The organism is Paenibacillus paludis, assembly GCF_042610515.1.
Classification (GTDB): Bacteria; Bacillota; Bacilli; order Paenibacillales; family Paenibacillaceae; genus Paenibacillus_AQ.
In genome coordinates, this window is sequence record NZ_JBGJZP010000006.1 from 1 (window position 1) to 25,822 (window position 25,822).

The following is a 25,822-nucleotide window of genomic DNA, read 5'->3' on the forward strand; positions in this document are numbered from 1 at the left end:
TAGTAAGACCCCTTGAAGACGACGAGGTAGATAGGTTGGAGGTGGAAGTGCAGCAATGCATGGAGCTGACCAATACTAATCGGTCGAGGGCTTATCCAACAATTTAAAACGCAGATTTGTTTCGGATTCAGTTTTCAGGAATCAAGTTCTGATTCATGAGGCCCAAGTGGCCAAGTGATGAAGATTTGTTTTCAGCATTTGGCGATGCTGAGACCTGAATTTAGCATTTGTACCGCAAATGCCCGTTTGGTGGCGATAGCGGAGGGGTTCCACGCGTACCCATCCCGAACACGACCGTTAAGCCCTCCAGCGCCAATGGTACTTGGACCGAAGGGTCCTGGGAGAGTAGGACGCCGCCAAGCACAGAGACCACTGTTGATTTAATCAGCAGTGGTCTTTTGTTTATGCTACGCTTTGCCAATACTAGGAATGGAAAGAACTCAAGGGGAGACTTTTAATGATCATCTGGATTAATGGTGCATTTGGATCTGGAAAGACGGAAACGGCTTATGCACTAAACCGCAGAATACCACAATCTTTTGTGTTCGATCCGGAGAATACAGGATATTACATCCGAGATAACATTCCGCACGAGATATCCCAAGATGATTTTCAGGATCATCCTCTTTGGCGCGAAATAAACTATTCCATGCTAAAATACATAGAATCTCAGTACAGTGGAACTATTATTGTACCTATGACCATTACGGATTCCGGCTACTTTATGGAGATTGTTGGCAGACTAAGGCAAGAAGGTGTAGAGGTTCATCATTTCACCTTATGTGCTTCCCAGGAGACGCTGCTTAGAAGATTGAATAGCCGGGGGGACTCTAATAACTCTTGGCCCGCCCAACAGATTGAGCGATGTCTCAAGGGCCTTGGCCAGGAGATATTTCAATGCCACCTGGATAATGACCAGTTGACAGTTGAAGAGGTAGTAGAGGCTATAGCGTTGCAACTGGGTATCACCCTGTTACCCGCATAATTTCAGCTCTAATTATTGCAGATTAGCTAGCTTGAAGATCTTACTGAAAGAAATAAAATTATAAAATCCTTATAAACTATTGCTATATAGTCTTATAATTGATATAATACTTTTTGTTGTCACAAAAGACAACTTTATTGTGGCCCGTTGGTCAAGGGGTTAAGACACCTCCCTTTCACGGAGGTAACATGGGTTCGAATCCCATACGGGTCATCAACTTTTTATCGAATTCCGCTGATAAAGATTGCTTTTATCAGAAGAATGTGTTAAGATCATTAAGTTGCTTCTTTCATTGGAGGCTTAGCTCAGCTGGGAGAGCATCTGCCTTACAAGCAGAGGGTCGGGGGTTCGATCCCCTCAGCCTCCACCAGAGGATTCCTTAAATAGCGGAATGTTGTGCTTCTGGGAAGATCAAAGAAATAAACACTTTTTACTGACGCGGGGTGGAGCAGCCCGGTAGCTCGTCGGGCTCATAACCCGAAGGCCGCAGGTTCAAATCCTGCCCCCGCAATTATTTGGAACCGTGGTGTAGTTGGCCTAACATGCCTGCCTGTCACGCAGGAGATCGCGGGTTCGAATCCCGTCGGTTCCGCCATTTATGGCAACGGGTTAGAATCTCAGCAATATCATACATACTGTGTGCGGACGTGGCTCAGCGGTAGAGCATCGCCTTGCCAAGGCGAGGGTCGCGGGTTCGATTCCCGTCGTCCGCTCCATAATATGCGCCCTTAGCTCAGCTGGATAGAGCGTTTGACTACGAATCAAAAGGCCGGGAGTTCGAATCTCTCAGGGCGCGCCATTTTTAATCTAATAATTAAATATACGCCGGCGTGGCGGAATGGCAGACGCGCTCGACTCAAAATCGAGTGGGAAACCGTGGAGGTTCGAGTCCTCTCGCCGGTATTAGCTAAAAGGCTTATGAAATTGTGGTTTACACAATTTCATAAGCCTTTTTTATATATTTTGATTGTCTGACTTATCGTTTTTGCAAAAGAAACTTTTGGTCTCAATTTGAGATGGGCTTAAGGTTTGCAATTGTTAAATAATCACTATGACCGAGCCATTCCTGAACATCCTTAATGCAGACCCCATTGCATCATATTGAGATAGTCCAGGTAGTCCTTACAGTAAGAATCCTTGCAGAAGTGTCATCTTATCCTATTGTTGTTTAAGACGCAGTAGCAGTTCGTAGAAAGCGTCTACCAGTGGCAGCGCCAGCCGGCTTGCCTTATTCTTTGATCGACCCATCGCAATCGTGATTAACTTTCCATTAAGCTACCTTTCACAAATGCGCTGGGCAGGGCACCCGGAATAATCACCGGCGCATCCGCAGTCCTGTGGGTGCACCAGTGATTGACTGGAAAGCAGGAAGATGATAATGAGCAGCGGCGGCTTTTATCCCAATTCTGTCTGTGAATAATTCAGCTTGTATTCCTTGGGACTCATCCCTGTGTATTTGGAGAACACATGGGTGAAATAAGCAGGTGTCTCAATACCGACTGCTTCCGCGACTTCAAATACTTTACTCGCCGGATTCCTGAGTAATTTCTTGGCCATTTCAATCCGGTACTTGTTGATCGCGTCGATGATGGACTCGCCGGTTACTTTCTTGTAAAGGCGGCTGAGGTAGCTGCTGTTGATATGGATATGGTTCGCAATAATCTGCAGATTCAGGTTCTGGTTGTAATGCTCTCTTATAAATTTCTGGCATTCTATAACAATGTAATTGGGCTGCTTGTCATTAAATGCCACTGCCCTCGAGCAGCTTCGAATCAAGCGCTTTAAGGTGTCTGCCAACAACTGAATGCTCTTGCTCTCCTGGATTTGCTTATAAACCATGGATTGGCTTTCTTCCAACTCCGGTGCGAAGGGGTGGCTGGCGCTTAGCAAGCGGAAACAGTATGAACCGATAAGCAGACAAGCCACCTTTACATTCTCAATCGGCTCTTTGATACTCCTGTAGCTCTCAAGTAACTGATCCAGTTGTTTAATTGCCAGATCACTTTGTCCTTGTTGCAGATATTCAACAATTTGCTCTGCGGCATGATGGGGAGGAGCTCCGGGAGTGAGTGTCTGGTTAGTATGAGGCATATAAACAGCCACATAATTATCGCTGTAAAAGCTGCCTTGCAGCGCTTCTCTTGCCTCACGGTAAGCCTTTGACAGCGTCAGCACATCCCGGTGTATCAAACTGATGCCGATATTGAGATGGAATCGTCTAAAGTTCTCTGCCATGGCGAGAACTTCATTGCAAATCGTGAGCAAGGCTTGTGTGGAGACTGCTGCGTTGCCGCCGCCCATGGAGACAATAGCCAGCAAGGAGTTTTTTTTCATTGGCATTATATAAGAGGGCCGTTTCTCGAAGGCTAGCACAAGGAATTGGCGAATGGAAGCCAAGAACTGGTGATATTCATTCGTTGGGGGGGAGCTGAGCGTATCCTTAACCTCCAGATGGACCCCGAAATAGTTCTCCAATTGTAAACCAAGCTCTCTTGAGCGGCTGAACAAACTCGCTTCATCGCTGATCAAGCCTTCAACGGCCTCCTTCAGAAATTTCTCACTGATTTCAGAAAGATTGTCGTTGATCTTGCTCTCCAGCTGTCTCAATTTCTGCTTCTGTTCTTTCTCCTTTTCTAGCAGCCGCGTTGCTTTTTCAATCGCCCCGGGAATCTTCTCTGTGGGATTGGACTTGACCACAAAATCTACTACTTCATACTGAATGGCAGTTTGGGCATAGGAGAAGTCAGCGAAGGCTGTAAGGAGGATGACCTTGATCTGCGGAAAGTTCCGGTGTACATGGTCCGATAAAGCAAGACCGTCCATCCCCGGCATGCGGATATCGGTTACAATAATATCGATATCATAATGGCTGAGCAGCTCCACAGCTTCTATCCCATTGGAAGCTTCACATATTACCTCACATTGGAGAGCCTCCCAATCAATAAAACACTGCAGCCCTTTTTTGATAACAGGCTCATCATCAACGATCATTACGTTATACATGCGATAGTTCCCCCTGATCTACTGGTATGTGAAGGGTAACTTTGGCTCCCGCCCCAAATTCGCTCTCGACATCAACTCCATAAGGCTCGCCGTAGACCAGCTTGACCCGTTTATGCGTATTGATCAGGCCAATATTGTTGTGGCCTTGTTTGCGCATGGTCATGCTTTCGAAATTACTCCAATTCCGGGGGACATACTCAAATCCATTGCCATTGTCCGTAATCTCAAAATAGATCGAATCGTTTCTGCGGTAAATGTGGATGTGGATGATTCCTTTGCCCAGCTTTTTTTCCACACCGTGAACAACGGCATTTTCCACCAAGGGTTCGACACTGAGCTTGGGAAGCAACAGATCCAGTATGGCCTCGTCCTCAATATGGATCGTATACTCAATTTTATCCTCAAACCTTTCTTTCTGCAGATAAAGATAAAATTTGATATAATCCAGTTCCTGACGAATCGGGACCTTGGCCAGACTATTGGAATAAATACCTGCCTGCAGCAGCTCCGTAAGCGACGTCACCATTTTGTAAACGGTCTCATCTTTAGACAATTTTGCTTTGTAGCCAATGGTAATCAACGTATTGAACAGGAAATGGGGATTCATCTGGGCTTGCAAAAATTTGATCTCCGACTCTTTGATCAGCAGGTGATTCTCATAAACTTCCTTGATGAGATAATTGATTTCTTCCGTCATTCTGTTGAAGGTGGTACTCAACTGATTGAGCTCCACATCTTTGTAGGCCGGCATCCTTGTGTTGTAATCACCTTTCTTTACCTTACGGATACTCCGCAGCAGATCACGGATGACTCGGGTAAAGCGAAGAGATAACAGGACGCCTGCTGCGAGGGATATGAAAGCAATCAGAGCGATAATCCAAATGTAATTACGCATGCTTTCGGACAACTTGGAGAGTACTTGCTTCTTAGGGATGCCTGCAATGAAGGTAAGCCCGGTTGTGCCGATACTGCGGGAAACGGCCAGGTAGCTTTCCTGGTTGATCTTGACTTCACTTACTTCGGAATTGTCTTTCAACGCATAGACAGCGGGAGAAACGATAGAACCCAACTCTTGCTTATCGGCACTGGAATAGATGGCTCCCCGGTTATCAATGATGTATGCCATAGCACCCGGGAAGGCGAGCAGCCCGGAATATTTTTCTGCTAAATCCGCCTCATTCGTGCCGAAAATCAGCACAAGGCGCTGCTGGGGAAGGTTGATATTGGATACAATTCGTGTGAAATAGATGGTACGGTCCTCGAGGTTTGGAGTGATAATTTCCTTGCCCCGAACGATGCCATTAACCGAATGATAGACAGCGAGATTGTTCTTATTAATTTGTTCAAGGTTGGGCTGTGACTTTAGAACGGATATATAATTGTCCGCATCAAAAAAAACATAAGCCGTTGACAGCAGGCTGATATTCCAAGCGTTGTAGAACATAAGGCTGTATCTCAGGTCTTCTTCCATTTCACTTTTATTGATAAATATTTTGTAGTAGTCGTCTCCCGGAGACACATCCTCGATTGACCAGGTTCGTACCGTTTTATTGGCGAGGAAATGCAGAGAGGTATTATCAATAATCTGAAAAGATTTCTCGATATTGTCGTTGGTCTGGCGGATCAGAAGAGACAGATTATCATTGGCATTCCTCGTCAGAATCCCGGAGATGTTCCAATAGAAATAGCAGCCGGCGAACGTCATCGGCAGAAGAATAAGAAGAAAGATTATAATCACAATTTTATTCCTTACCGGAATGCGGGAGATAACTCCATAAATTGGGCGAAGGCTGAGACGTCGCATGATCTGTTCATTGGACATGCTATCTGCTCCTTGATGGATGATACTATAGTAAAGCTATTATATAATCTTTTTTTTGTGGCGAATACCCGAACAGAACGAAATACAGCCATTTCCGGCCATGTGGTAAAGAAAACAACAAAGAGTTAAAGAAATCTGAAAGCCCTTTCAGTTGTCCCGCTGCTTTGCCATATTTGCTCAAGATATTATAAAAGATAATACCGAAAAACCAATTCTTTCGCATTTTTCTTTGTTCTACAATGAGAGCTGTAACAAACCGCAATTGGCCGCAGCGTTACGACCCTGCATCAAGCCATCATTATTAAAGGGGGATTTGATTTGAGAAAGCCATTGTACAAAGCGAGCTGTACCTTAGTAAGCACTCTGATTCTGGCCATGTCCATTTCGGCATGCGGATCACAGAATTCATCAGAAAACAGCGGGGAGCCCGCAACTGCTGCACCATCCGCCTCGGGTCAGGCAAGCACTGCTCCTACTGTCAAGACGCCGGTGAAAATTTCTTATCTTACCTTCCGGGTAGGCACTCATGCATCAGCCAGGCTGGAGGAGGAACAGATCAAGCAGTTTAACGCCAAGTATGGTGATGAAGTGGAAGTTGTGGTTGAGGAAATCCCAAGTGATTCCGCGTATGAGGACAAACTGAAGATTCTGGCAGCCTCCGGGGATGTTCCGGATGTCGTCATGGGCAAGAACGGAATTAATGACATTTTGATCAAGGGTAATCTTGCAACCCCTTTCAATGACTATTTGGATAAGGACCCGGAATGGAAGGCAGCGGTCGGTGAAGCGGCGCTTGCTGCCAATACCCGGGATGGAAAGGTCTGGTCGATCAGCGATCAGAAGCAGAACATCGGTTATTTCTACAACAAGGAAATGTTTGAGCAGGCAGGGATCAAGCCGGCGCAGACGTGGGATGAATTTATGAGCAACAATGAAAAGCTCAAGGCAGCAGGCTTTGTTCCGCTCGCGTTGATGACCGGGGAGAATGCCTGGACGACCAACCTCATTCTCGCTGCCATCGTCGGCACAAACGGGGATAATGGCAATTCGTTCATGAACACACTGCACCCCACCAACTTTAATACCCCAGAAATGATTCAAGCGCTCAACTTGATGAAGACGATACTGGAGAAGCATACGACCAAGGATGCGCTTGGTGCCGGATACGCCAATGCAGCGAACACCTTCTGCCAGAACAAGGCGGCTATAATTGCCAATGGTCCCTGGATGATCGGTGACTTTAGCGACCCGGCCAAATCCAGTGAAGGGTTCGACAAAAAGGTGGGTGTCGCAGCATTTCCGAACAACAGCATGATCTCGACATATGAGGTTGGCTATATGATCGGAGCCAAAACACCGGAAACCCGCGACGCCGCCGAGAAATTCATCCGTTTCAAGACGGGGTTGGAGGGACAGAGCATCGCGCTTGAATATGGCAATGTGATGCCGGTATCCAATGAGATTCAGCCTTCGGATGCGCTGAAGCAGAAATATCCGATTTTTGTTGAAGCCATAGCTGTAGCCCAAAAGACGCAGGTTCATTATGCATCGTTTGACTCCATAGTCTACCCCAACATAACCGACGCCTGGAAGAACCTCTATCCGAAGCTGGTATTCGGCCGATCGACGGCAGAGGAGATTACCAAGGATCTGACGGATCTTGCAGCCAAAAGTAAATAAACAGCAAGCTGACAATTGAGAGTACGAATTGTCCGATTGGGGAGGACCATATGGATGGTTAGGAAAAATAGAGGGTACATCACACTTTTCTTGTTGCCGGCTGTTGCACTGTTTATTATTGTCTATGCCGTATCGCTTGTCATTCTGTTCGGTACATCCTTTACAGAATGGTCGGCCGGACGAAAACCGGTTTTTATCGGTCTCGTCAATTATATCCAACTGTTTACTGACGATTCTGATTTTCGTAAGAGCTTTCTGAATACGGTTGTCTGGGTTTTGCTTCAGTCCACGATCCACGTTGCCATCGGTACAGTATTCGCGATTATTCTCAGTATGAAAGAATTCTATTGGAAGTTTGCGCGAACGGTTTACATGTTTCCCAACATCATCTCAGGCGCAGCCGTTGGTATGCTGTTCTTATGCATGCTCAATCCTGATTTCGGTGCAGTGAACAGCATTGTCCGCTTGTTTGGTAATGCGGATTACGCTCAGAACTGGTTCATGGATTACGCAACCGCCTTCTTCTCTGTCACAATGACCTGGTTGCCCTATGCGGCTGTCGTTACCATTCTGATTCTGGCCGAGATTGCAGCAATTCCGGAAAGCCTGTTTGAATCGGCGCGTATCGACGGGGCCAGCGAGTTGAAAATCAATCTGTATATCATCATTCCTATGCTGCGTAATATTATTGGCACCTGCGTGATTTTAGCCGGAACAAGTATGCTGCAGAAGATGGATATTATTATGATGACGACAGGTGGCGGACCCGGCAATGAAACAATGAATCTGCCCATTTATATTTACAAGACCGCACTCATGGACAATAACTTTGGTTATTCCAATTCGGTGGGCGTCTTCCTAATCGGCTTTGGCTTGCTTTTTGTCCTGCTTTGCCGAAATCTGTTCAGAATAGGCAGCTCCCATAACTGAATGGAGCGACTGGGGTGAGAATGTTGAAAAAAGGTTTGGTTGTGCTCAAGTATGGTTTTGTGCTCCTGCTCGTACTGTTATCGCTTGGTCCGTTCCTGTGGGTGCTGATGGCTTCATTTAAGACAAATGCCGAGATTTTGACCAATTCGCTCGGCTGGCCAAGCAGCTTCCGCTTTTCCAATTACTCCATGGCCTTCAAAATTGCGCCGATTTCCCGGTTTTACATCAACAGTGTGATCGTTGGTATCTTCGGGACATTATTAAATTTGCTTCTTCTCGGAATGGCAGCCTATGTCCTGGCACGCTTTCAATTCCGCTGCAAGAAGCTGCTGATGGGAGCATTCTCCCTTTCTCTGCTGATTCCGGGTGCTGCCATGCTGCAGCCGCTATATTTGACGGTTAACACGTTGGGGCTTTACGACAAGCTGATTGGACTTATTATCGTTTATGCCGGCTTTGGTTTGCCGGTCTCGCTCTATATTCTATCAAGCTATTTCCTGACTATTCCCAAGGAAATGGAGGAATCGGCTTATCTGGACGGTGCCAGCTTCATCAAGACGTTCTTCAAAATTATTTTGCCCATATCGAAGCCGGGCTTCGGCACGGCGGGTGTGATGCAGTTTCTGCTCTGCTGGAATGAATTTCAATTCGCTATAATTCTGACGACGGGCAATCAAAGCCGTACACTGCCGCTTGCGCTCTATTATTTCAAAAGCCAATTTGCCAGTGATTATGGAGTCATGTTTGCTGCTACGATGGTCGTTATCATACCAAGTATCCTGGTTTATATCGTGTTGCAGAAGCAAGTTGTATCCGGACTTGCCGCGGGAGCGGTCAAGGGATGATGAACCGGATGATGCCGCAGCCTATGTGATTCGTTCCCTGCAATCGTGGACAGTGTAACGGCTGGATCATCTTGGGGGCGACACGTGATCCGCAGGAAATTACAGCCCTTACGCACTTGATCCGAAGTGCTGCGAAGTGAGACAAAACAAAAACACCTTCAAGAGGATGGAACCCTGTCGTAAGATAGGGGATAACCTTGGAGGTGTTTTCACGTTCGGATTTAAGCGAAAAAATAACCAGTCACCGGTGGACTTCCGGTGACTGGTTGCTTAACCCCTGCAAGGTGTTTTCTTTAACTTGCCCCAGGGCTCTCCTCAAATATGGCCTTAACAGTCACCGCCTCATCGGGCATGGTAAAGGTATTTCCGGCAATGTTTAACCCTATTGGACGGATAACCTTCCATTCTTTGAAGATATAGCCCGCCTCAGGTGTGGCTGTTAGCGTAACTTCCGTATCCTTTGCCGCAGAAGCTACATTGGCGCTTGCTGTGCCGCGACCCTCGGTTTCGACTGTGATGCTGTGACTGACCGGTGGAGAGCTATCAACAATGTTGGCGGTGAACTTGACCGGATTCCCTGTATCAAAGGAGATTGTAAATTCCGCCTTATTACTCTTTTCAAGTCCAAGTGCAGCCAGATATCCGCTCTTGATGGTCAAGGTGTTTCCTGTGACGACGTAGCCATCCGGTATTACCGGATTTCCGTTGTATACCACTTCCGTTACAGAGCTTGCTTTATTCCATGTGATAATGGTGCTTGCATCACCGGGGGCATGGAGATCGTAGTTTACACTTTCGGGATTGATTTCCGCATCATCTGCCGTAACCTTGCTAATCTCGGTCACTGCGCTGAATTCACTGTAGCTGAGGTTACGAATTTCAATTCTCATACGTTGATTATCTTTAGCCTGGTCATCAGCTAACCTTACAGTTGCACCGTCATTATTGGATGCTCCTTCTACAGTGATTACTTTTCTATTACTTTTGTTAATTATTTTATAGTAGTCACCGTCTTTCTCCAATTTCCACTGTTGAGTATCAGGTATGGAGTCTCCGGAAGCTTTTATATTTTGACAGATTTGCTGTATGGCTGAACCCGGAAGAATGTCGATTACATGACCGCTTTGAACAGACTGTATTTGGTAATATCCTGTGCCGAGATCCAAGAATCTCCACAATTGATTATTGCCATCACCATTTGCCCATTGGTTAATCACCGCTTTCGGATCACTTGAAACTTTGTCAACATCCAGTGCTTTTCCGCTGTGCTTGGGTTGGATTTTAACGATCTTTTCAGGAATTATTTTCTTAGCATTCGAACTCATATATCCGCCGCTGAATTTATCAATTGTGAGACTGTCGATATTAAATTTTCCGGTATCACCTGCTTTACGTATGAATTTAATTACATTTTTTCCGGCTTTCAAGTTTACTGACTCTGTTGCATCCGTCCAGGTATCCCAGTTCGCTGTCGGAGGTAATGAAACTTGTTTTATTTTCTCTTCGTTAACATACATGGTCATTGTTATATTTGACTTCTGCGCGCCAGAATATCTCAAGGTTGAAGTATATGAAGCTGTATTTGGTACGTTTACTTCGAACTTGATTGAATCTCCTTCTTGCTCAAAGCCAGCTACAAATCCGTTGCCTTCATACCATAAATGATCCTTAGCAATCTTTAAGCTCCCTTCTCGGGTTGCTTCCTCTGCCTGATATCTCCAGGGAGTACGTTTGTTAAGATGGATACTGTCCATATTTATAATGCCTGAGTTATCCGTTTCAGATTTATAAGTGATGGTGTTTTTTCCCTCTTTCAGGCTTAAGGTCTCAAGCTTTTCTCTCCAGACAGTAAGTCCTCCAGTAGCCGGGAGGGTTATATTTTTAACATATGTTCCATTCAAATACAGACCTAAGGTTTTACCTGCAGTTTCTTTTGCATATCTCAGCTTTACATCATAGGACGCTGCATTCTCAACATTTATAGAATACTCCACCGATGAGTTAGCTTTTGATAGCCCGGTTACATAACCGATTCCCATATTGCCATCTTTTGCGTAAACTACTTTAGCATCTGTTGATCCCGTAGTTTTTGCATTTTCTGCTCCATAATGCCAGGTAGTTGCTTCGGTAACGGTTATATAATCAAGATTTACATTACCGGTGTCGCCCTGGTCATATTTATACATGATGGTATTTTCCCCTTCATTAAGGAAAATGTTGTCATAACGATCGGCCCAGTTGTTCCAGCTTTTTAGACTAAAGAAATCTACCTGTTTGATTTTTTGGCCATTTACATACATACTCATGGTTCTGTCATCATTAAACCCTAAGCTGTAGCCCAGCTTAACCGAATAGTTGCCTGCATTAGCGGCATTTACCTTAAAGGTGACCGCAGAATTTGAAATCCATAATCCGCCGACAAAACCGGTTCCGCTATATCCCGGATGGTTTTTATCTACCTTTGCATTTCCGGACAATTCGGCACTTTCTGCTTCGTACAATGTGCTTCTTTTTATAATCATGGCATCCAGAGCCAACGTGCTCTTGCCGAAAAGACGGATCTTGTTGCTTCCGGCGTTAAGCTTAATGTTATAAGCTGATTTAATATCGAAGTTTGCATCAAAGCCTGCATTGGATGCAAATGAAATTGTTCGGGAAGCCTCTTGGTTGACGCCCAATTTCATGTTAACAGTATCCGCCGTATTATTATTGTATCTGAAATCCAGTGAGTAGGTTCCTGTAGCGTTCGTGTTTACAGTAAACTCTACATAGTCATTGTCGCTGCTGTTATTGAATTTTTCATATACGCTGCTCGAAGCAAAAGCACTTTTCCCAACTACTTTTGAAACTCCTGACAACCTTGCATCCTCAGCTTCATAAATTTCGCTTTTTTCCTCTCCTGAGGGTCTGCTCAGAATGGTGCCGGGATTTGAAGGGATTCCGGGATTTATGAAATCATTATCATTCCAATTTATACGTTGAGCTCTTATTCCTCTGTTTCCGCCGCCTTGTCCATGGGTCGGTATGCCATGGTACATGATCCAATCCTCTGTACCGTCCTCGGACTTAAGGAACAAAGGCGATCCAGGTCCATAAGAACTGTTTTCATCCGATCGTTTCATGACAGGTTCAGGATATTTCTTCCAGGATTCGGCTTTCATTACATCAGATGTTGCATCAGCTACGGATACGCCGACAGAATAGTTATCATTCATAAAGCTGCTTGCGGAATAGGCGAAATAGATCTTGCCGTTTCGTTCAACTACTGCAGCGCCCTCATTTATACTGTCGTGATGTTTTTCCCAGTCATATTGCGGCATTGCCACTGTAGCTTCTTCGCCTTCCAATGTCCACGGGTTCTTCATTTTGACAATCGTTGGACTCTCGTCAAATTTGGTTTTTGCAGGATCATTAGGGTCAGGATAATAGTAGTATTTTGTATAGGTGAAGTAGCTTTCCCCTTTAATGGATACAACGCCGCATGCCAAACCATAGCCTTGCGTATTCAGAAGTCCCTTCTTGGTGGTAATCTGACCATCGCTGTCTGCATTAGCGGATTCTCCCTTGAGCTCCCAGGTTCCTTCAAAAGGATCGGGAGAGGAGTTCTCCAGGACGTAGGAACTTGGATGTCCATATCCAAAGCTTTTCTCTGGACCTGAAGAGAAATAAATATACCATTTTCCTTCCAGTCTATATATATATGGGCCCCACACAAACCCGAAATTACCCGGTTTCTTCCAAACGATTTTGCTTTTTGCAGTGGATACGCCCAGAATGGTTTCATGTCTTTTTAATGTGATATTATTATCGCCAGAAAAAGCTGAATAGTAATAACCGTCTGCAGCCCTGGCAATTGTAGGATCAGCACCGCCCATAAGCGGGTTTACATAATTAGAAGTTACATCTGCATTAGAGATGCCTGACAGCAATAATGAAAGTATTATCGCAAAAGATAACATAATAAAACTTTTTTTCTTCATAGTAATCTCCTTCTCTAATTAATTTTTAATAAGAACGAAGGATAGCTTTCATGCAATCATGGTGCCAGGTTTTAAAAACGGTATGTTCACTTTACACCCCCCATAAAGATACGGATCAACGATTGTAACCGCTTGCATATTTTTCCTGTAGCGCTACGCATTCATTATAAAATAAAAGCGGAACTGTTTTTCGGCATCATGTTTTGCGATATTTTGAGGGATTATATTTGCAGGAGAAGAGGCGTGAATAGAAACTCGATTTCCTTGCTTTTTTTTTAGCTTTCTTATGTTATTTTTACTTTATGTCTGATACGCGAAATCTACGGGTTCAGACTTTTACATCGTCCCCAGCATGTTGAAATAGACCATACCTTGGTCACCGGATGACGCATACTGTATTTTTTAAGACAAAGGAAAGTGCTGAGAGATGTAGTTCTTCCGCCGCGTTGGAGCGGTTGTACAACCGTCCCAACCCGGTTTACTTACTGAGTCTTAATAATGAGCTGACCGCCGCTGCGGTGTTACAAGAGAGGATGCGGTAGTTAAAAATACGGAATTTTGTTTAAAAAATAAAATGGAAACAAGAGCTTATTACGGAACATGTGAGATTAATGGATATTACTGTAATAGAAATGACAGATCATTTCCTTTCAATAATAAAGGACATGTCTTGCAATTTAGAGATACTTCAAATTATCCCTTGGTGAGCTTAATCAATATAGCTTGTCATCCAACGGTTTTGGCAAAAGATATTCTTTTCATTTCAAGTGATTAAATAGGTGAATTGAGAGAAGAATATGCTCGTTTAACTCAAGCCCCGGCCATAATCGTGAATGGAGAATGCGGAGACGTTAGCACACGGTTTACCCGAAAAGGTGATGATTTCGAAGAAACTCGCAGAATTGGAAAGGGGATAGGAGTATTGAATTTGATTAAAGCAAAAAGTTAAACTGAAGAGATATTCACTTGAATTAAAAACGGAAGAAGCAGTCAGCTTTCTGCTGGCTGCTTTTACTTTTGGCAGGTTAAGTAAGATTGAACCTCTGTCTTGAAATCCGGATAAATTCGGACATAGCTGCAGTTTCATAAGTATCTCTACGACGTATGAATAGAGTCGGGGTTTTATAGAACTCGTCCGAGATTTGTTGAGATCGCAAGTTATATTGAACCATGGCTCTTTCAATCACCGAGCGAGGTAAAAGGGATACCCCGAGACCAGCATGAATACATCCAAGGATTCCTTCCAATGTTCCGAACTCCATGATTTTAGCAGGAATAATTCCTTGTAAATGTAACCAATCCTCAAGTTTTCGTCGGTATGAACACCCAACACGAAATACTAGTAAAGTCAGATTTTGCAATTGTTCCGGCTGGTCTATTGAGGGGAATTGCCCTCCCGATATGAACGCAAGCTCCTCAACCCCCACCTCAGTAATAACGAGCTCAGCATGATCAACTGGCGCAGCTACGAAAGCTCCGTCCAACTCGTATTTCAACACTAAATGAATAAGTTCTTCTGTCGTTCCAGTTTTTAAAGCCAAATCCACCTCTGGATAAGCTTTAAGGTAATCGGTAAGAATAGATGGTATCCGAACCGCTGCTGTGGTTTCGGGCGATCCGATCCGAAGTGGCCCTCTTGGGATCGAGTTATCTGCCACGACCCGTTCTGCCTCTTGAGTAAGAAAGACAATTTTCTCAGCATAGGACTTGAGTGTCTCTCCAGATGTTGTGAGCCGGACTCCTTGCCGCCCACGACGAAATAGCGATGTTTTCAGTTCTTTTTCAAGCTGCTGGATACGGATACTTATACTCGACTGAACATATTCCATTTTTTCGGCTGCTTTGGTAATGCTTCCTTCGTTTGCAACTGCCAGAAAAATCTGCATGTCCCGGATGTCCACCGTCATTCCTCCATCTAATTATTGATAATTTTAATATTACTTATCGTTTAGATTCATTTTACACGATATCTTTAAAAAGTTACAATTAGTTTAGAAAGAGGCGGGTCTTATGAAGAAAACAGGAGGTTACAAAATGACAACTTATCATTCATTAGAGATAGAAGGGTTAAACATATTTTATCGTGAGGCTGGTAATCCGAATAAACCAGTCATTTTATTGCTTCATGGCTTTCCGTCCGCAAGTCATATGTTCAGAGAACTAATACCTATTTTAGAAAAAGACTACTATTTAATTGCTCCTGATTATCCGGGGTTCGGGAATACCTCATCGCCTGACAGAGAGGATTTCCCGTATACATTTGACCATATCACTGAAATTATTGAAGCTTTCATTGATAAGCTAAAACTTACCAGATATGCGTTATACGTCTTTGACTATGGAGCCCCCATTGGCTTTCGTATAGCCATGCACCATCCTGAACGTGTGACAGCAATAATAAGCCAAAATGGCAACATTTATCGTGAAGGATTAGGTGAGAAATGGACGGTGCGAGAAGAATATTGGCAAAATCCTACGCAAGAAAAAAGAGAAAGTTACCGGACAGCGTTTGCGCCCAACACGATCAAGAGCCAATATGTTGATGGAACAACGGAGAACCAAGTTTCCCCAGATGGTTATACTCTTGATATTGCTTATATGTCCCGGCCAGGAAATGATGAGAAACAATTGGATTTAATTTTTGATTACCAAAATAATGTAAAAATGTACCCGGAGTTTCAACAGTATCTCCGTGAATATCAGCCACCCTTATTGGCAGTGTGGGGTGAAAATGATGTTTCCTTTATTCCGGCTGGTGCTGAGGCTTTTAAAAAGGATTTACCTAAAGCCGAGATTCATTTATTAGATACTGGGCACTTTGCATTGGAAACACATGCATATGAAATTGGAGAACTAATGCTAATTTTTTTGAAAAATAATGGAATTTGAAAAGGGGTAATTTGAATTTAGAAGGGTGCCAAGTCAGTTTCATGGAGAATTCAGGAGCTAAAAATGCGAAATTGTTTAATTCCACAAAGACCATGGTCGGTGGATTAGTTATGCTCATCATTGCAATGGGAATCGGACGTTTTTCATATACTTCCATTGATGCAATCACAAGCTCATCTCTCCGTTGCGGAGTCCGGATATCTGGCAGGAAGTAATAACATGGGTTACCTTATCGCTGCCTTTGGTGCTTGTTGCTGCTGCTATAATATTGCTATCCGGTACAGTCATTTCAAGTCAAAAAGAAACGATAGGAAATTTGAACTATGCTCGTATTCATCCTGATCAAGAGCTTAGTTAGATCCTGGACAATTTGTATTGGAACCAAGATACAAATGGAATTGGTAAATTGATTCCTATTGGAGGAATAGAGATGCAAATAGGTTTTTTTGATTCTGGTATTGGAGGCATTACTGTATTGCATGATACATTAAAAGTTTTACCTAATGAAGATTATTTGTATTACGCAGATACATTAAATGTTCCATATGGGCACAAAACGAAAGCTGACGTTAAAAAGTATGTTTTAAATGCTATAGAATTTATTAGCCAGCAAAAAGTAAAAGCTATAGTAATGGCTTGTAATACTGCCACAAGCGCAGCAATCGAAGAAATAAGGGCAAAATACAGTATTCCAATCATTGGTATGGAGCCTGCTGTAAAACCAGCTGTTAAAACAAAAAGAAATATAGATAAACGAATTTTGGTAACTGCTACTGCTTTTACTCTAAGGGAAGAAAGACTTCAAAATCTTATTACTAAATTAGATAACGAACATGTTGTTGATTTATTACCTCTTCCGAAATTAGTTCAGTTTGCAGAAAGTTTTGAGTTTAACGAGCAAATAGTGCTACCTTATCTTCAAGAACAATTGTCTATATATGATTTAAGTAAGTATGAAACTATTGTTTTAGGATGTACTCACTTTTCTTACTATAAGGATATATTTAGAAAATTATTTTCATCGGATGTTAATATAATTGATGGAAATAATGGTACTGCAAAAAATCTAAAAAAAGTACTGGAAGAAATGAATTTTTTAAATGAAGGCAACGGTAATATTTCTTTCTATTGTTCAGGGGTCAAAGTCGAGGATAAGGCTAAATTAAAAGAGTTCGATAAATTGTTCAAAAGATTGGATGCTATTAACGAAATGTAATTAAAAGTCTGAGATTATGACTGATTTGACGCGTACTCTTAAAATTCGATACCCGATTTATCAAGCGCCGATGGCAGGTGGCGTTTCGACGCCCGAATTAGTAGCGGCTGTTTCAAACGCCGGTGGGAGGCAACCTGGGAGGCGGATACCTAACGCCTGAACAACTCCATAGCGACGATCCTAAAGATCAAGATCAAGATCAAGCAACGAACAGACCAGCCTTTCGGAGTAAACTTGTTTGTGCCTGAACAATCAGAGGAGTCGGAAGAAGCGATCTACCGGATGACAGATTATCTCAATAAATACCGCATCAAACTTGACACTGCTCAAAATCCATCGATTTTGAAGTCTTCAGAATCATTTGAGGAGCAAGTACAGGTACTGTTGGAGGAGCGTGTACCCGTATTTAGTTTCACTTTTGGCATACCATCACAAGCCGTGATCCAAACCATGAAACAGCATGGGATATTCATCATTGGAACTGCAACAACTGTTGATGAAGCCAAACAATTGGAAGCAGCTGGTGCAAATGCTATTGTGGCTCAGGGGAGCGAAGCAGGCGGGCATAGGGGGACCTTCATGAAGGACCCTTTCCACGCTTTGATAGGCACTATGACTATTGTTCCGCAGATCGTTTACCATGTGTCGATCCCGGTCATCGCAACAGCGGGAATCATGGATGAGCGGGGACTTGCAGCCAGCCTTGCATTAGGAGCCGCTGCAGTACAAATGGGCACTGCATTTCTAGCATGCCCAGAGAGCGGCGCCCACGAAACGTACAAACAGAAAATCCTCTCGACAAATGAGGATTCCACTGAAATTACACGTGCATATTCCGGAAAAGCTTCAAGAGGCATTCAAACAAAATTTATGATTAACATGCATCAGTACCCAGGAACAATCCCAGCTTACCCTATTCAAAACGCGATGACCCGGGACATTCGTCAGGCCGCTGCAAATTCGAACAACCCCGAGTATATGTCACTTTGGGCGGGCCAGGGTCTTCGGTTAGCAGGCGACCAACCTGCCGCTTCAATTGTAAAACAAACCATTGATCAAGCCAGTGTTCTTGTCCAAAGACTTTCTATTCTTGGAATAGTTGACAACATATGAGGAAAAACTATTACTATTGTTTAAAGGGAGGAAGTTAATGCCATTACTTCGTTTTGACCTTATTGAAGGGCGAGATAAAGCAAGCCTGAAAAAACTTTTGGATGTTGCCCATCAAGTTGTTGTTGAAGCTTTCGACGTTCCTGAGCGAGATCGTTACCAAATCGTTCACGAACACCCGGCGGATTATATGATTATTGAAGATACAGGGCTAGGCTTTAACCGTACCAATAATCTAGTTGTTCTCTCCATAATAAGCAAAGCCCGGCCAAAAGAGAAGAAACAAAAGCTTTATTCCTTACTGGCTGACAGGTTAGAAGCTGAATGCGGCATCGCACCAACCGATTTAATGGTATCTATTGTTGAAAATAATGATGATGATTGGAGTTTTGGACTAGGGGAGGCACAATTTTTGACCGGTAAGTTAGGCTGATTCAACACTAGTCGTATCATTAATAGCAATCGCCCTTAAATTGGCTCTGTAGGCTAGTTGAAGGGCGATTTCCATGAGGTTTGGTATTGAGGTGATAAATAGGGCTTATGGATGTTCAAAAATTACAATTACATACAAAGGGGATTGACCGAGTATAGGAAAAACTATATTAGGAGGGCTAGCGGTGCACCGCCAATAGCTTATTGGGTAGGGCAAGCCTGCTTTACTTGCTCAGGAAGCTCTTCTGGCGATATTTCTTCCCAATGTGTTACACCGCGCAGAAAGGCTGCAAACAGCTTCAAACTCGCATTCTTCTGAAGCTGTTTGCTGGCAGTGAAGCTTAATTTCTTGGTATTCCCCTGAGCTGTGTATCCGGTAAGTTCATAATTGTATCTGCTGTATCAGGATAAAGCCATATCTTTATGCTTCAGCCGATGAATTGACCACGCCGCAAACAACGCAATAAACGTAACATTCATGAAGAAAAAGGAAAGGTTCTCTGCAGGTGTCAAATCCCGCTGGCTCAGCACACTCATACCGATGGTCAACAGGGAGTAGGGGAACAACATACCGATTTTCGCTACATACATGACCAGACCAAGGAAGACTGCACAGAGACTGATTCCGATCGGGGCAGCGAAGCTGCGTATGCGTATGGAAAAACCTAATTGCAAGGCGGCAATAGCCACCGAGGAAAGCCATCCGCGAAAGCCCCAGACTATTGTTTCAGTTGGAAAGGCTCCGGAAATGGAAAACAGCTGACCAGCTGACCAGTACATCACCATGAATAACGTCTGCACTATGAAGATAAGTAAGCTTACGATAATAAGCTTGGCCATAAATACGCTAGAAACAGATACGGGGGAGGTTAGAATCAGATTCCAGTTCCGGTTGTTATGTTCTAGCCTGCATACGAATGCACAACAGATCGCAATGAGTATCGGCAGGAAAAATTCTCCGTAAAATAGACTGACCTGTGTCCACAAGCTGTACCATCCATTTTGCAAGGCTGCTTGATTAAAATAAAAGTTAAAACATCCGATCACCAGACTCATGACGGGCAGGATGGCCAGCACAAGGCTGATGCGGGAATGACGGAGCTTGAACCATTCAGTTATAACGCTTCTGAGCATCTTGTTACCTCCTTAGATGTCTTGCCTTGAAATGTGAAAATTGCCGCCTAAATAAAAGATAAGAGCCATGAATAATACTGCAAGCAGCAAGCCAAGGTGTATCGTTCCGCTCAAATACGTTCCGGAAGAGGCGTTATAAACATACATCACCGGGCTCAAATCCATATAGTAGGACCAGATGAAGAAATGGCGAATGGAAGAAGGAAACAGGGTTAGGGTTGTACCGAGAAAACCGCCCAACATACCCAGACTCAAGGCAAAGGCTTGATTCTTTACGGCCAGTGACAACCATTGCTGCATGGAGGTGATTGCCAAATTGGTGAGCAGCGTTCCGGCAATAAATTGCAAAAGCAGAGACACCGGCAGCGGCCCCGCGAAGTTGTTGAGGGATCCGAAGCCGATGATAAATCCCGCCTGGATGACGATGCCGTACAAAGCCAAGCTGCTGGCACACATGTACTTGGCTGCATAGACATGATTGCGGCCTATAGAGGTTGTCATAAGCATTTTCCAGGTGCTTCCCTTATGTTCCATATCACAAATCCTGGAAACGATAATTGCTGATATAATGGGCAGAAAAAGTCCATTCATAGAAGATAGGGTGAAAATCAGTGCTTCCCAAGAGGCGTTGTTCGGACTGCGGGAGATCGAGATGCTCATAGACAGCGAAGCCCACACCAATTCCGCAGCCAGAAACAAGGTCAGCATCACCCATACTTTTTTACGGCGGATTTTAAAATACTCCAAAGCTAAGGCCTTTATCACAGACTCCGCTCCTTTCCGGTAAGATCAAGAAATATATCCTCCAGACTTTTTTGATGCTCCTGAATTCTTGAAACAGAAAGGTTGTTTTCGACCAGAATTCGATTGATCCGGGACACCTCTCCGTCATCCAAGTATTCGAACATGAGATGCTTTTCCTGAAATCTAGGCATATATTCATGCGCAAGCAGTATTTTTGCGGCTTTGGCGTTATCATTTGTCTGGATGTGTATCGTTGCCTGGTTATTCTTTCGAAGATCTTCCATCGTTCCCTGGAACAAAAGCTTGCCTTGACTGATAATTCCAACGGAACTCGCAATCTGCTCGATCTCCGACAGCAGGTGGCTTGAGAGTAGAATGGTTATTCCATATTGCCCGGGCAGGGATTTAATCAGTTCCCGGATTTCACCGATCCCCGCAGGATCCAGTCCATTTGTAGGTTCATCGAGGATCAGCAGACTCGGAAAGGCAAGCAGAGCCATGGCAATCCCAAGACGCTGCTTCATACCCAGCGAATATTGGCTGGCTTGTTTGTGTTTTTGATTTTCAAGACGTACGATCTTCAGAACTTCATCTATATTTTTGTTGGGCACGTTCCTCAGACGCTGCATCACCCGCATGTTCTCTAACCCGGTGAGATGTCCATAGTAGGACGGGGATTCAATCAGTGAACCCGTTTGGTTAAGGATAGATGCCCGGCTGTTCTCCAAGTCATTACTGAAAATCTTGATCGTTCCTTCCGTAGGTTTAATAAGACCCAGCAGCATTTTTAAAGTAGTGGTTTTCCCCGCTCCGTTAGGACCTAGAAACCCATATATCTCACCTTTCTCAACAATCAGACTAATTTGATGTACCCGGTGTACACCGTCATAAGTTTTGGAAAGATTATGCGTCTGCACGATAGGGGACGAATTTATCAAGCCTCTCAACTCCATTTCTATAATTGTTCTTCAGTAATTAATATAGAGAGGTCTTCTTGCTTCCGGCTGAAGATAACCTTACAGTTACCTTAAATGAGAATAGAAAATATCGAGTTTCCGGCTAGATCAGGTATACTAAACAGGGTGATGCGAATTGGATATCATAAAAAATAAAAAAGTACTGATCGTGGATGACGAACCAAAAATCCTTGAAATGATAGAGATGTTTTTACGTAAAGAAGGTTTTTTTCGTATTTTCATAGCCGGTAATTATGCTGATGCGTTGAGGATCTGCAGGATGGAAAAGCCGGATGCGGCCATTCTGGATGTTATGCTGCCTGACGGAGATGGATTTTCTCTTCTTTCCGCAATCCGAACATTTTCGGACATGCCGGTGCTGTTTCTCTCCGCGCGTGGAGAGGATGAAGACCGATTGCTTGGCCTTGGGCTGGGCGCGGATGATTATATCGTCAAGCCTTTTCTGCCGAGAGAATTGATTTTACGGCTGATGGCCATTTTAAAGCGGGCATATGCCTTCAATGCTCCCGAGAGGCTCCCTGTCTTCCGGCTGGGCGGGCAGGTGATAGATTTGGAAAGCGCTGTTGTGCGTAGAGAGGGCACCGAGCTTCCTCTGACAGCCAAAGAACACGCAATACTGATTAAACTGCATGAGAACCAAGGAAGAATCGTAACAAGCGACGCCCTATGTCAGGCGGTATGGGGAGATGACAGCTTCGGCTATGAGAATACATTAATGGTACATGTGCGGCGAATCCGGGAAAAAATAGAAGAGGAACCATCCAAGCCCGTGCATTTGCTTACGGTAAGAGGACTTGGTTATAAGCTGCTTGTACAGGGGGACCGGTAATGGATGGGGTTATCCGGATTTTACGGAAATTTGTTGTAGCGACGATTCTGGTTTCCGTCATGCTGCTTCTGTTCAACTTCATTATGCTGGGCTCGCTGGTATTCAAGGAAGTGCATAAAAGGCCTTCTCCGGAGACCGTTGTACAGCAGATTGCTGAAGGACTTACGGGAGAGAACGGAAAATATATTTTAGATGCGCAATCGGCGAATCTCCTGAAACAGGATCAAGCATGGGTTATGCTGCTGGATGAGAAGGGGGAGGTAAGGTGGAGTGAGAAGTTGCCTGAAGAAATTCCGCGTTCCTATACTCTTATTGATGTGGCTAAATTTTCACGCTTTTATCTCAAGGAGTATCCTGTGTACGTCTGGGAACATAAAGAGGGGCTGCTTGTCTTAGGGTATCCGAAGAATACGTATGTAAAATACCCGCTTGAATTTTTAGTGGATTGGCTCAAGTCACTGCCTATACGAATTGTGCTGGTCTTCGCAGCCAATATAGCTCTGGCTTTACTGTTATCCTTATTCACGGGGAACCGCTTAATCCGCAGCATTCGGCCACTGATTGAGGGGATTCATGCCCTGGCGAAGGAGAGGCCGGTCCATGTGGACAATGGTGGCATTTTCCGTGACCTGTCAGAAAGCATAAATTCAACATCGGATATGCTGCAGAATAAAAATGACGCGCTTAAGGCCAGAGATGGAGCACGCTCCAATTGGATTGCAGGTATTTCCCATGATATCCGTACGCCGCTTTCTATGATTCTGGGCTATGCAAGTGAACTGGAAGAACAACCCGGACTGACAACTGAACAAAAACAGCATGCAGCCATTATCCGGCGGCAGGGAGAGATTCTGCGATCTTTGGTGAATGACCTGAATCTGGTATCCATGCTTGAATACGATATGCAGCCGCTGCATCTAAAACAGATCCGGCTCTCAGTTCTGGCAAGACAGGTGGCTTCCGAGTTTTTGAATAACGGTCTGGATGAGCGCTATCCCATTACAATCAAGATCAGTGATGAGGGCTTGAGAATTATGGGGGATGAGAGATTGCTGTATCGTGCGGTAAGCAATCTGGTTCATAACAGCGTACGGCATAACCCGGAAGGCTGCCGGATTATACTAGAGACGTCAAGTTCTTCTGAAGGTGCCTTCTATCAATTTGTTGTTGCGGATAACGGGACGGGCATTCCTAAGGAGCATTTATCAGAAGTTGTTGTTTTGCCCTATACGGCTGGGCGGATCCGCCCTGTTCGTCAAGGTCATGGATTGGGACTTCCTATGGTTGCACGAATCGCACAGGCCCACCAAGGCATGCTTATTCTGGAAAGTGATAAAGGCCAGGGGTTAAAAGCAACATTGAGATTGCGGGCGCACATTGTCCTTGAAAAGGCGGGGAACCCGATGCCGGAGCCGACGCTTTGAGCTGATTAATATTAACATTGATGAATCCATAAGGAGTGCCATGAATATGTTCAAAATTATGATTGTGGAGGATGATCCCAAAATTGCGGATCTTCTGCTGTCTGCTATTTTAAAGTACGGTTATGATGTGGTACGGGTGAAGGACTTTCAACAGGTGTTTGAGGAATTCCAGCAGGTTAAGCCGGAGCTGGTGCTGCTTGACGTGAATCTCCCGAGTTACGACGGTTATTACTGGTGCCGGCAAATCCGCCGGATTTCCACCTGTCCGGTACTGTTTATTTCGGCCCGTGAAGGTGAAATGGATCAGATTATGGCACTTGAGAATGGCGGGGATGATTATATCACCAAGCCATTTCATTCAGGGGTTGTTCTGGCTAAGATTCACAGCCATCTCCGCCGTGCCTACGGGGAGTATGCGGCTAGACCCGAGGAGACGGTGATAGAGCTGGAGGGGCTTACTCTCTATCCCGAAAGGCTTGAGCTGCAGCTGGGACAATCCATGGTGACCTTGACTAAAAAAGAATCGGATATAATAGAGAGCCTCATGGAGCGCTACCCAAGGGTGGCCAGCAGGGAGGCTTTGCTGGAGAAGCTGTGGGATCCGCAAGCTTTTGTGGATGAAAATACGCTCAACGTAAATATTACACGGGTCCGGAAGAAGTTCCAGGAGCTTGGCATCGAGGAAGCTGTGCTTACGGTCAGGGGATCAGGCTATAAGTTGAACATCACCTGGACAGAGGGCAGCCAATGAAGCTGTTTATCCGGGAGCATACTTTGTTGATTGCTGTTCAAATTGTTCAATTTGCTGCAATACTATCGATCTACTGGCTCGATGGCTATAACCATCTTTCGACTGCTCTATATGCGGCCTTCATAGGTTTTTTCTTCCTTGGCTGTTATCTGGTTCGGCATTATCTTACCCGGCGCCGCTACTATCTTCGCCTGAGCCGGCCACTGGAAACGCTGGACGAATCTTATCAAAAGATTGATAACACACCTGTATCCAAAGCGCTTGAAGAATTGCTGCATGCTCAGTACCGCCATTCCATGCAGCAGCTCATAGCGGTGAAAAAGCAGCAGGAGCAGCACTTAACCTTTATTGATCAATGGGTCCATCAGATGAAAACGCCGCTTTCGGTCATTGAGCTCACGGTTCAGAATATGGATGAGCCTGAGTTTGCCAGCATCCGTGAGGAGCTGGAGCGGATGCGCAGCGGCCTGCATACGGTGTTATACATGGCCAGGCTCCGTGCCTTTGAAAAGGATTTTCATGTCAAACCTGTCGTTCTGCCGCAGCTCGTGAACGAGGTTGTGCATGACCACAAACGCCTGTTCATCCGCAACCGGATATTTCCCGAGGTTCTGGCTGCGGATCCCGGGATTACTGCCCAGAGCGATGAGAAGTGGCTGTTCTTTATGCTGTCCCAAATCATTAACAATGCCATCAAATATTCAGCTGCCAAAGATACAGAGGATAAAAGGATTGTCGTTTCCTGCTATTTACGGAACGCTGAACCCATCATTGAGGTCAGAGATCAGGGGATAGGGATCCAGGCGTCTGATCTCAAACGGGTCTTTGACCCTTTTTTTACTGGCGACAACGGGCGGGGGCTGCGTGAATCTACGGGGATGGGACTGTATTTGACCAAGGAGTCTGCCGACCGTCTCGGGCACCGGCTTGAGCTGGAGTCGGAGGTTGGCGTAGGGACAGTGGTGCGCATTGTATTTGCAGCCAATCATTAGCTTACATCCGTGTAATAAAAGTGAAACCTAAATCGATAGTTGATGTTCTGTGTCTCCGGTATAGTGGTTTATAGAAGGA

At 44.6% G+C, this 25,822-nt stretch carries 18 protein-coding genes, 7 tRNA genes, 2 rRNA genes and 2 pseudogenes; 21 read left to right on the top strand and 8 right to left on the bottom strand.

The window, feature by feature from the left end; genetic code table 11:
• The 10 genes from ACAN56_RS12880 to ACAN56_RS12925 form a co-directional block, all read left to right on the top strand.
• Positions 1-99 (top strand): 23S ribosomal RNA (locus ACAN56_RS12880); the annotation flags it as partial.
• A 146-nt stretch (positions 100-245) separates the two neighbouring features.
• Positions 246-362 (top strand): 5S ribosomal RNA (gene rrf, locus ACAN56_RS12885).
• 95 nt (positions 363-457) lie between these two features.
• Positions 458-985, top strand: a complete 528-nt coding sequence (locus ACAN56_RS12890) for an AAA family ATPase (protein ID WP_379143255.1) — start codon at positions 458-460, stop codon at positions 983-985.
• 141 nt (positions 986-1,126) lie between these two features.
• Positions 1,127-1,198: transfer RNA gene (locus ACAN56_RS12895), tRNA-Glu, on the top strand.
• 81 nt (positions 1,199-1,279) lie between these two features.
• Positions 1,280-1,355, top strand: a tRNA-Val gene (locus ACAN56_RS12900).
• A 67-nt stretch (positions 1,356-1,422) separates the two neighbouring features.
• Positions 1,423-1,496 (top strand) — tRNA-Met (locus ACAN56_RS12905).
• 6 nt (positions 1,497-1,502) lie between these two features.
• Positions 1,503-1,580, top strand: a tRNA-Asp gene (locus ACAN56_RS12910).
• A gap of 46 nt (positions 1,581-1,626) precedes the next feature.
• Positions 1,627-1,701, top strand: a tRNA-Gly gene (locus ACAN56_RS12915).
• Between the two features lie 6 nt (positions 1,702-1,707).
• A tRNA-Arg gene (locus ACAN56_RS12920) sits at positions 1,708-1,784 on the top strand.
• A gap of 25 nt (positions 1,785-1,809) precedes the next feature.
• Positions 1,810-1,888 (top strand) — tRNA-Leu (locus ACAN56_RS12925).
• A 492-nt stretch (positions 1,889-2,380) separates the two neighbouring features.
• On the opposite strand, the gene ACAN56_RS12930 is transcribed toward ACAN56_RS12925, so the two are convergent.
• Both ACAN56_RS12930 and ACAN56_RS12935 read right to left on the bottom strand, forming a co-directional pair.
• Positions 2,381-3,988: a response regulator gene (locus tag ACAN56_RS12930; protein WP_379143257.1), complete on the bottom strand. Its 1,608-nt coding sequence runs from the start codon at positions 3,986-3,988 to the stop codon at positions 2,381-2,383.
• The gene (locus tag ACAN56_RS12935) at positions 3,981-5,810 is read right to left on the bottom strand and encodes a sensor histidine kinase (RefSeq protein WP_379143259.1); all 1,830 of its coding nucleotides are present in this window, start codon (positions 5,808-5,810) and stop codon (positions 3,981-3,983) included. The genes ACAN56_RS12930 and ACAN56_RS12935 overlap by 8 nt, the downstream gene beginning before the upstream one ends.
• A gap of 318 nt (positions 5,811-6,128) precedes the next feature.
• Here ACAN56_RS12935 and ACAN56_RS12940 point away from each other — a divergent pair, with 318 nt between their 5' ends.
• From ACAN56_RS12940 to ACAN56_RS12950, 3 genes are read left to right on the top strand one after another with little or no spacing between them, the layout of a single operon-like run.
• On the top strand, positions 6,129-7,490 hold the full coding sequence (locus tag ACAN56_RS12940; RefSeq protein ID WP_197073621.1) for an ABC transporter substrate-binding protein: 1,362 nt from the start codon (positions 6,129-6,131) through the stop codon (positions 7,488-7,490).
• 54 nt (positions 7,491-7,544) lie between these two features.
• Positions 7,545-8,420 carry a carbohydrate ABC transporter permease gene (locus ACAN56_RS12945; protein ID WP_038595646.1) on the top strand — a complete coding sequence of 292 codons (876 nt, stop codon included), beginning with the start codon at positions 7,545-7,547 and terminating at the stop codon, positions 8,418-8,420.
• A gap of 20 nt (positions 8,421-8,440) precedes the next feature.
• Positions 8,441-9,265, top strand: coding sequence for a carbohydrate ABC transporter permease (locus tag ACAN56_RS12950; RefSeq protein WP_081965943.1), 825 nt, complete (start codon positions 8,441-8,443; stop codon positions 9,263-9,265).
• Between the two features lie 293 nt (positions 9,266-9,558).
• Here the strand turns inward: ACAN56_RS12950 and ACAN56_RS12955 are convergent, their stop codons facing one another.
• The gene (locus tag ACAN56_RS12955) at positions 9,559-13,245 is read right to left on the bottom strand and encodes a CBM35 domain-containing protein (protein WP_379143262.1); all 3,687 of its coding nucleotides are present in this window, start codon (positions 13,243-13,245) and stop codon (positions 9,559-9,561) included.
• A 1,025-nt stretch (positions 13,246-14,270) separates the two neighbouring features.
• The gene (locus ACAN56_RS12960; protein ID WP_379143264.1) at positions 14,271-15,146 is read right to left on the bottom strand and encodes a LysR family transcriptional regulator; all 876 of its coding nucleotides are present in this window, start codon (positions 15,144-15,146) and stop codon (positions 14,271-14,273) included.
• A 133-nt stretch (positions 15,147-15,279) separates the two neighbouring features.
• On the opposite strand from ACAN56_RS12960, the gene ACAN56_RS12965 reads away from it, so the two are divergent.
• The 4 genes and pseudogenes from ACAN56_RS12965 to ACAN56_RS12980 all read left to right on the top strand — a co-directional run bounded on the left by ACAN56_RS12965 (position 15,280) and on the right by ACAN56_RS12980 (position 18,893).
• Positions 15,280-16,134 (top strand): alpha/beta fold hydrolase, encoded by an 855-nt coding sequence (locus tag ACAN56_RS12965; protein ID WP_038595642.1) that lies wholly within the window; start codon positions 15,280-15,282, stop codon positions 16,132-16,134.
• Between the two features lie 430 nt (positions 16,135-16,564).
• Entirely contained in the window at positions 16,565-17,350 is a 786-nt protein-coding gene (gene murI / locus ACAN56_RS12970) for a glutamate racemase (protein WP_379143266.1), read from the top strand.
• 16 nt (positions 17,351-17,366) lie between these two features.
• Positions 17,367-18,463 (top strand): annotated as a pseudogene (locus ACAN56_RS12975) (NAD(P)H-dependent flavin oxidoreductase).
• A gap of 37 nt (positions 18,464-18,500) precedes the next feature.
• Entirely contained in the window at positions 18,501-18,893 is a 393-nt protein-coding gene (locus ACAN56_RS12980; RefSeq protein WP_342436913.1) for a tautomerase family protein, read from the top strand.
• Positions 18,894-19,093: 200 nt separating this feature from the next.
• Here ACAN56_RS12980 and ACAN56_RS12985 read toward each other — a convergent pair.
• The 4 genes and pseudogenes from ACAN56_RS12985 to ACAN56_RS13000 form a co-directional block, all read right to left on the bottom strand.
• Positions 19,094-19,279, bottom strand: a pseudogene (locus ACAN56_RS12985) (YxeA family protein); the annotation flags it as partial.
• A 15-nt stretch (positions 19,280-19,294) separates the two neighbouring features.
• Positions 19,295-20,026 carry an ABC transporter permease gene (locus ACAN56_RS12990; protein ID WP_379143268.1) on the bottom strand — a complete coding sequence of 244 codons (732 nt, stop codon included), beginning with the start codon at positions 20,024-20,026 and terminating at the stop codon, positions 19,295-19,297.
• Positions 20,027-20,038: 12 nt separating this feature from the next.
• On the bottom strand, positions 20,039-20,791 hold the full coding sequence (locus ACAN56_RS12995; RefSeq protein ID WP_379143270.1) for an ABC transporter permease: 753 nt from the start codon (positions 20,789-20,791) through the stop codon (positions 20,039-20,041).
• Positions 20,788-21,723: an ABC transporter ATP-binding protein gene (locus ACAN56_RS13000; protein WP_379143272.1), complete on the bottom strand. Its 936-nt coding sequence runs from the start codon at positions 21,721-21,723 to the stop codon at positions 20,788-20,790. Before ACAN56_RS13000 ends, ACAN56_RS12995 begins: the two co-directional genes overlap by 4 nt.
• 139 nt (positions 21,724-21,862) lie before the next feature.
• Here ACAN56_RS13000 and ACAN56_RS13005 point away from each other — a divergent pair, with 139 nt between their 5' ends.
• Genes ACAN56_RS13005 through ACAN56_RS13020 form a run of 4 tightly spaced genes read left to right on the top strand, consistent with a single transcriptional unit; the run spans position 21,863 to position 25,743 of the window.
• Positions 21,863-22,576, top strand: a complete 714-nt coding sequence (locus ACAN56_RS13005; RefSeq protein WP_038595627.1) for a response regulator transcription factor — start codon at positions 21,863-21,865, stop codon at positions 22,574-22,576.
• Positions 22,576-24,000, top strand: coding sequence for a sensor histidine kinase (locus ACAN56_RS13010; RefSeq protein ID WP_379143274.1), 1,425 nt, complete (start codon positions 22,576-22,578; stop codon positions 23,998-24,000). Before ACAN56_RS13005 ends, ACAN56_RS13010 begins: the two co-directional genes overlap by 1 nt.
• A 46-nt stretch (positions 24,001-24,046) precedes the next feature.
• Positions 24,047-24,751, top strand: a complete 705-nt coding sequence (locus tag ACAN56_RS13015) for a response regulator transcription factor (RefSeq protein WP_379143276.1) — start codon at positions 24,047-24,049, stop codon at positions 24,749-24,751.
• Positions 24,748-25,743 carry a sensor histidine kinase gene (locus ACAN56_RS13020; protein WP_038595622.1) on the top strand — a complete coding sequence of 332 codons (996 nt, stop codon included), beginning with the start codon at positions 24,748-24,750 and terminating at the stop codon, positions 25,741-25,743. The genes ACAN56_RS13015 and ACAN56_RS13020 overlap by 4 nt, the downstream gene beginning before the upstream one ends.
• Positions 25,744-25,822 lie beyond the last annotated feature (79 nt).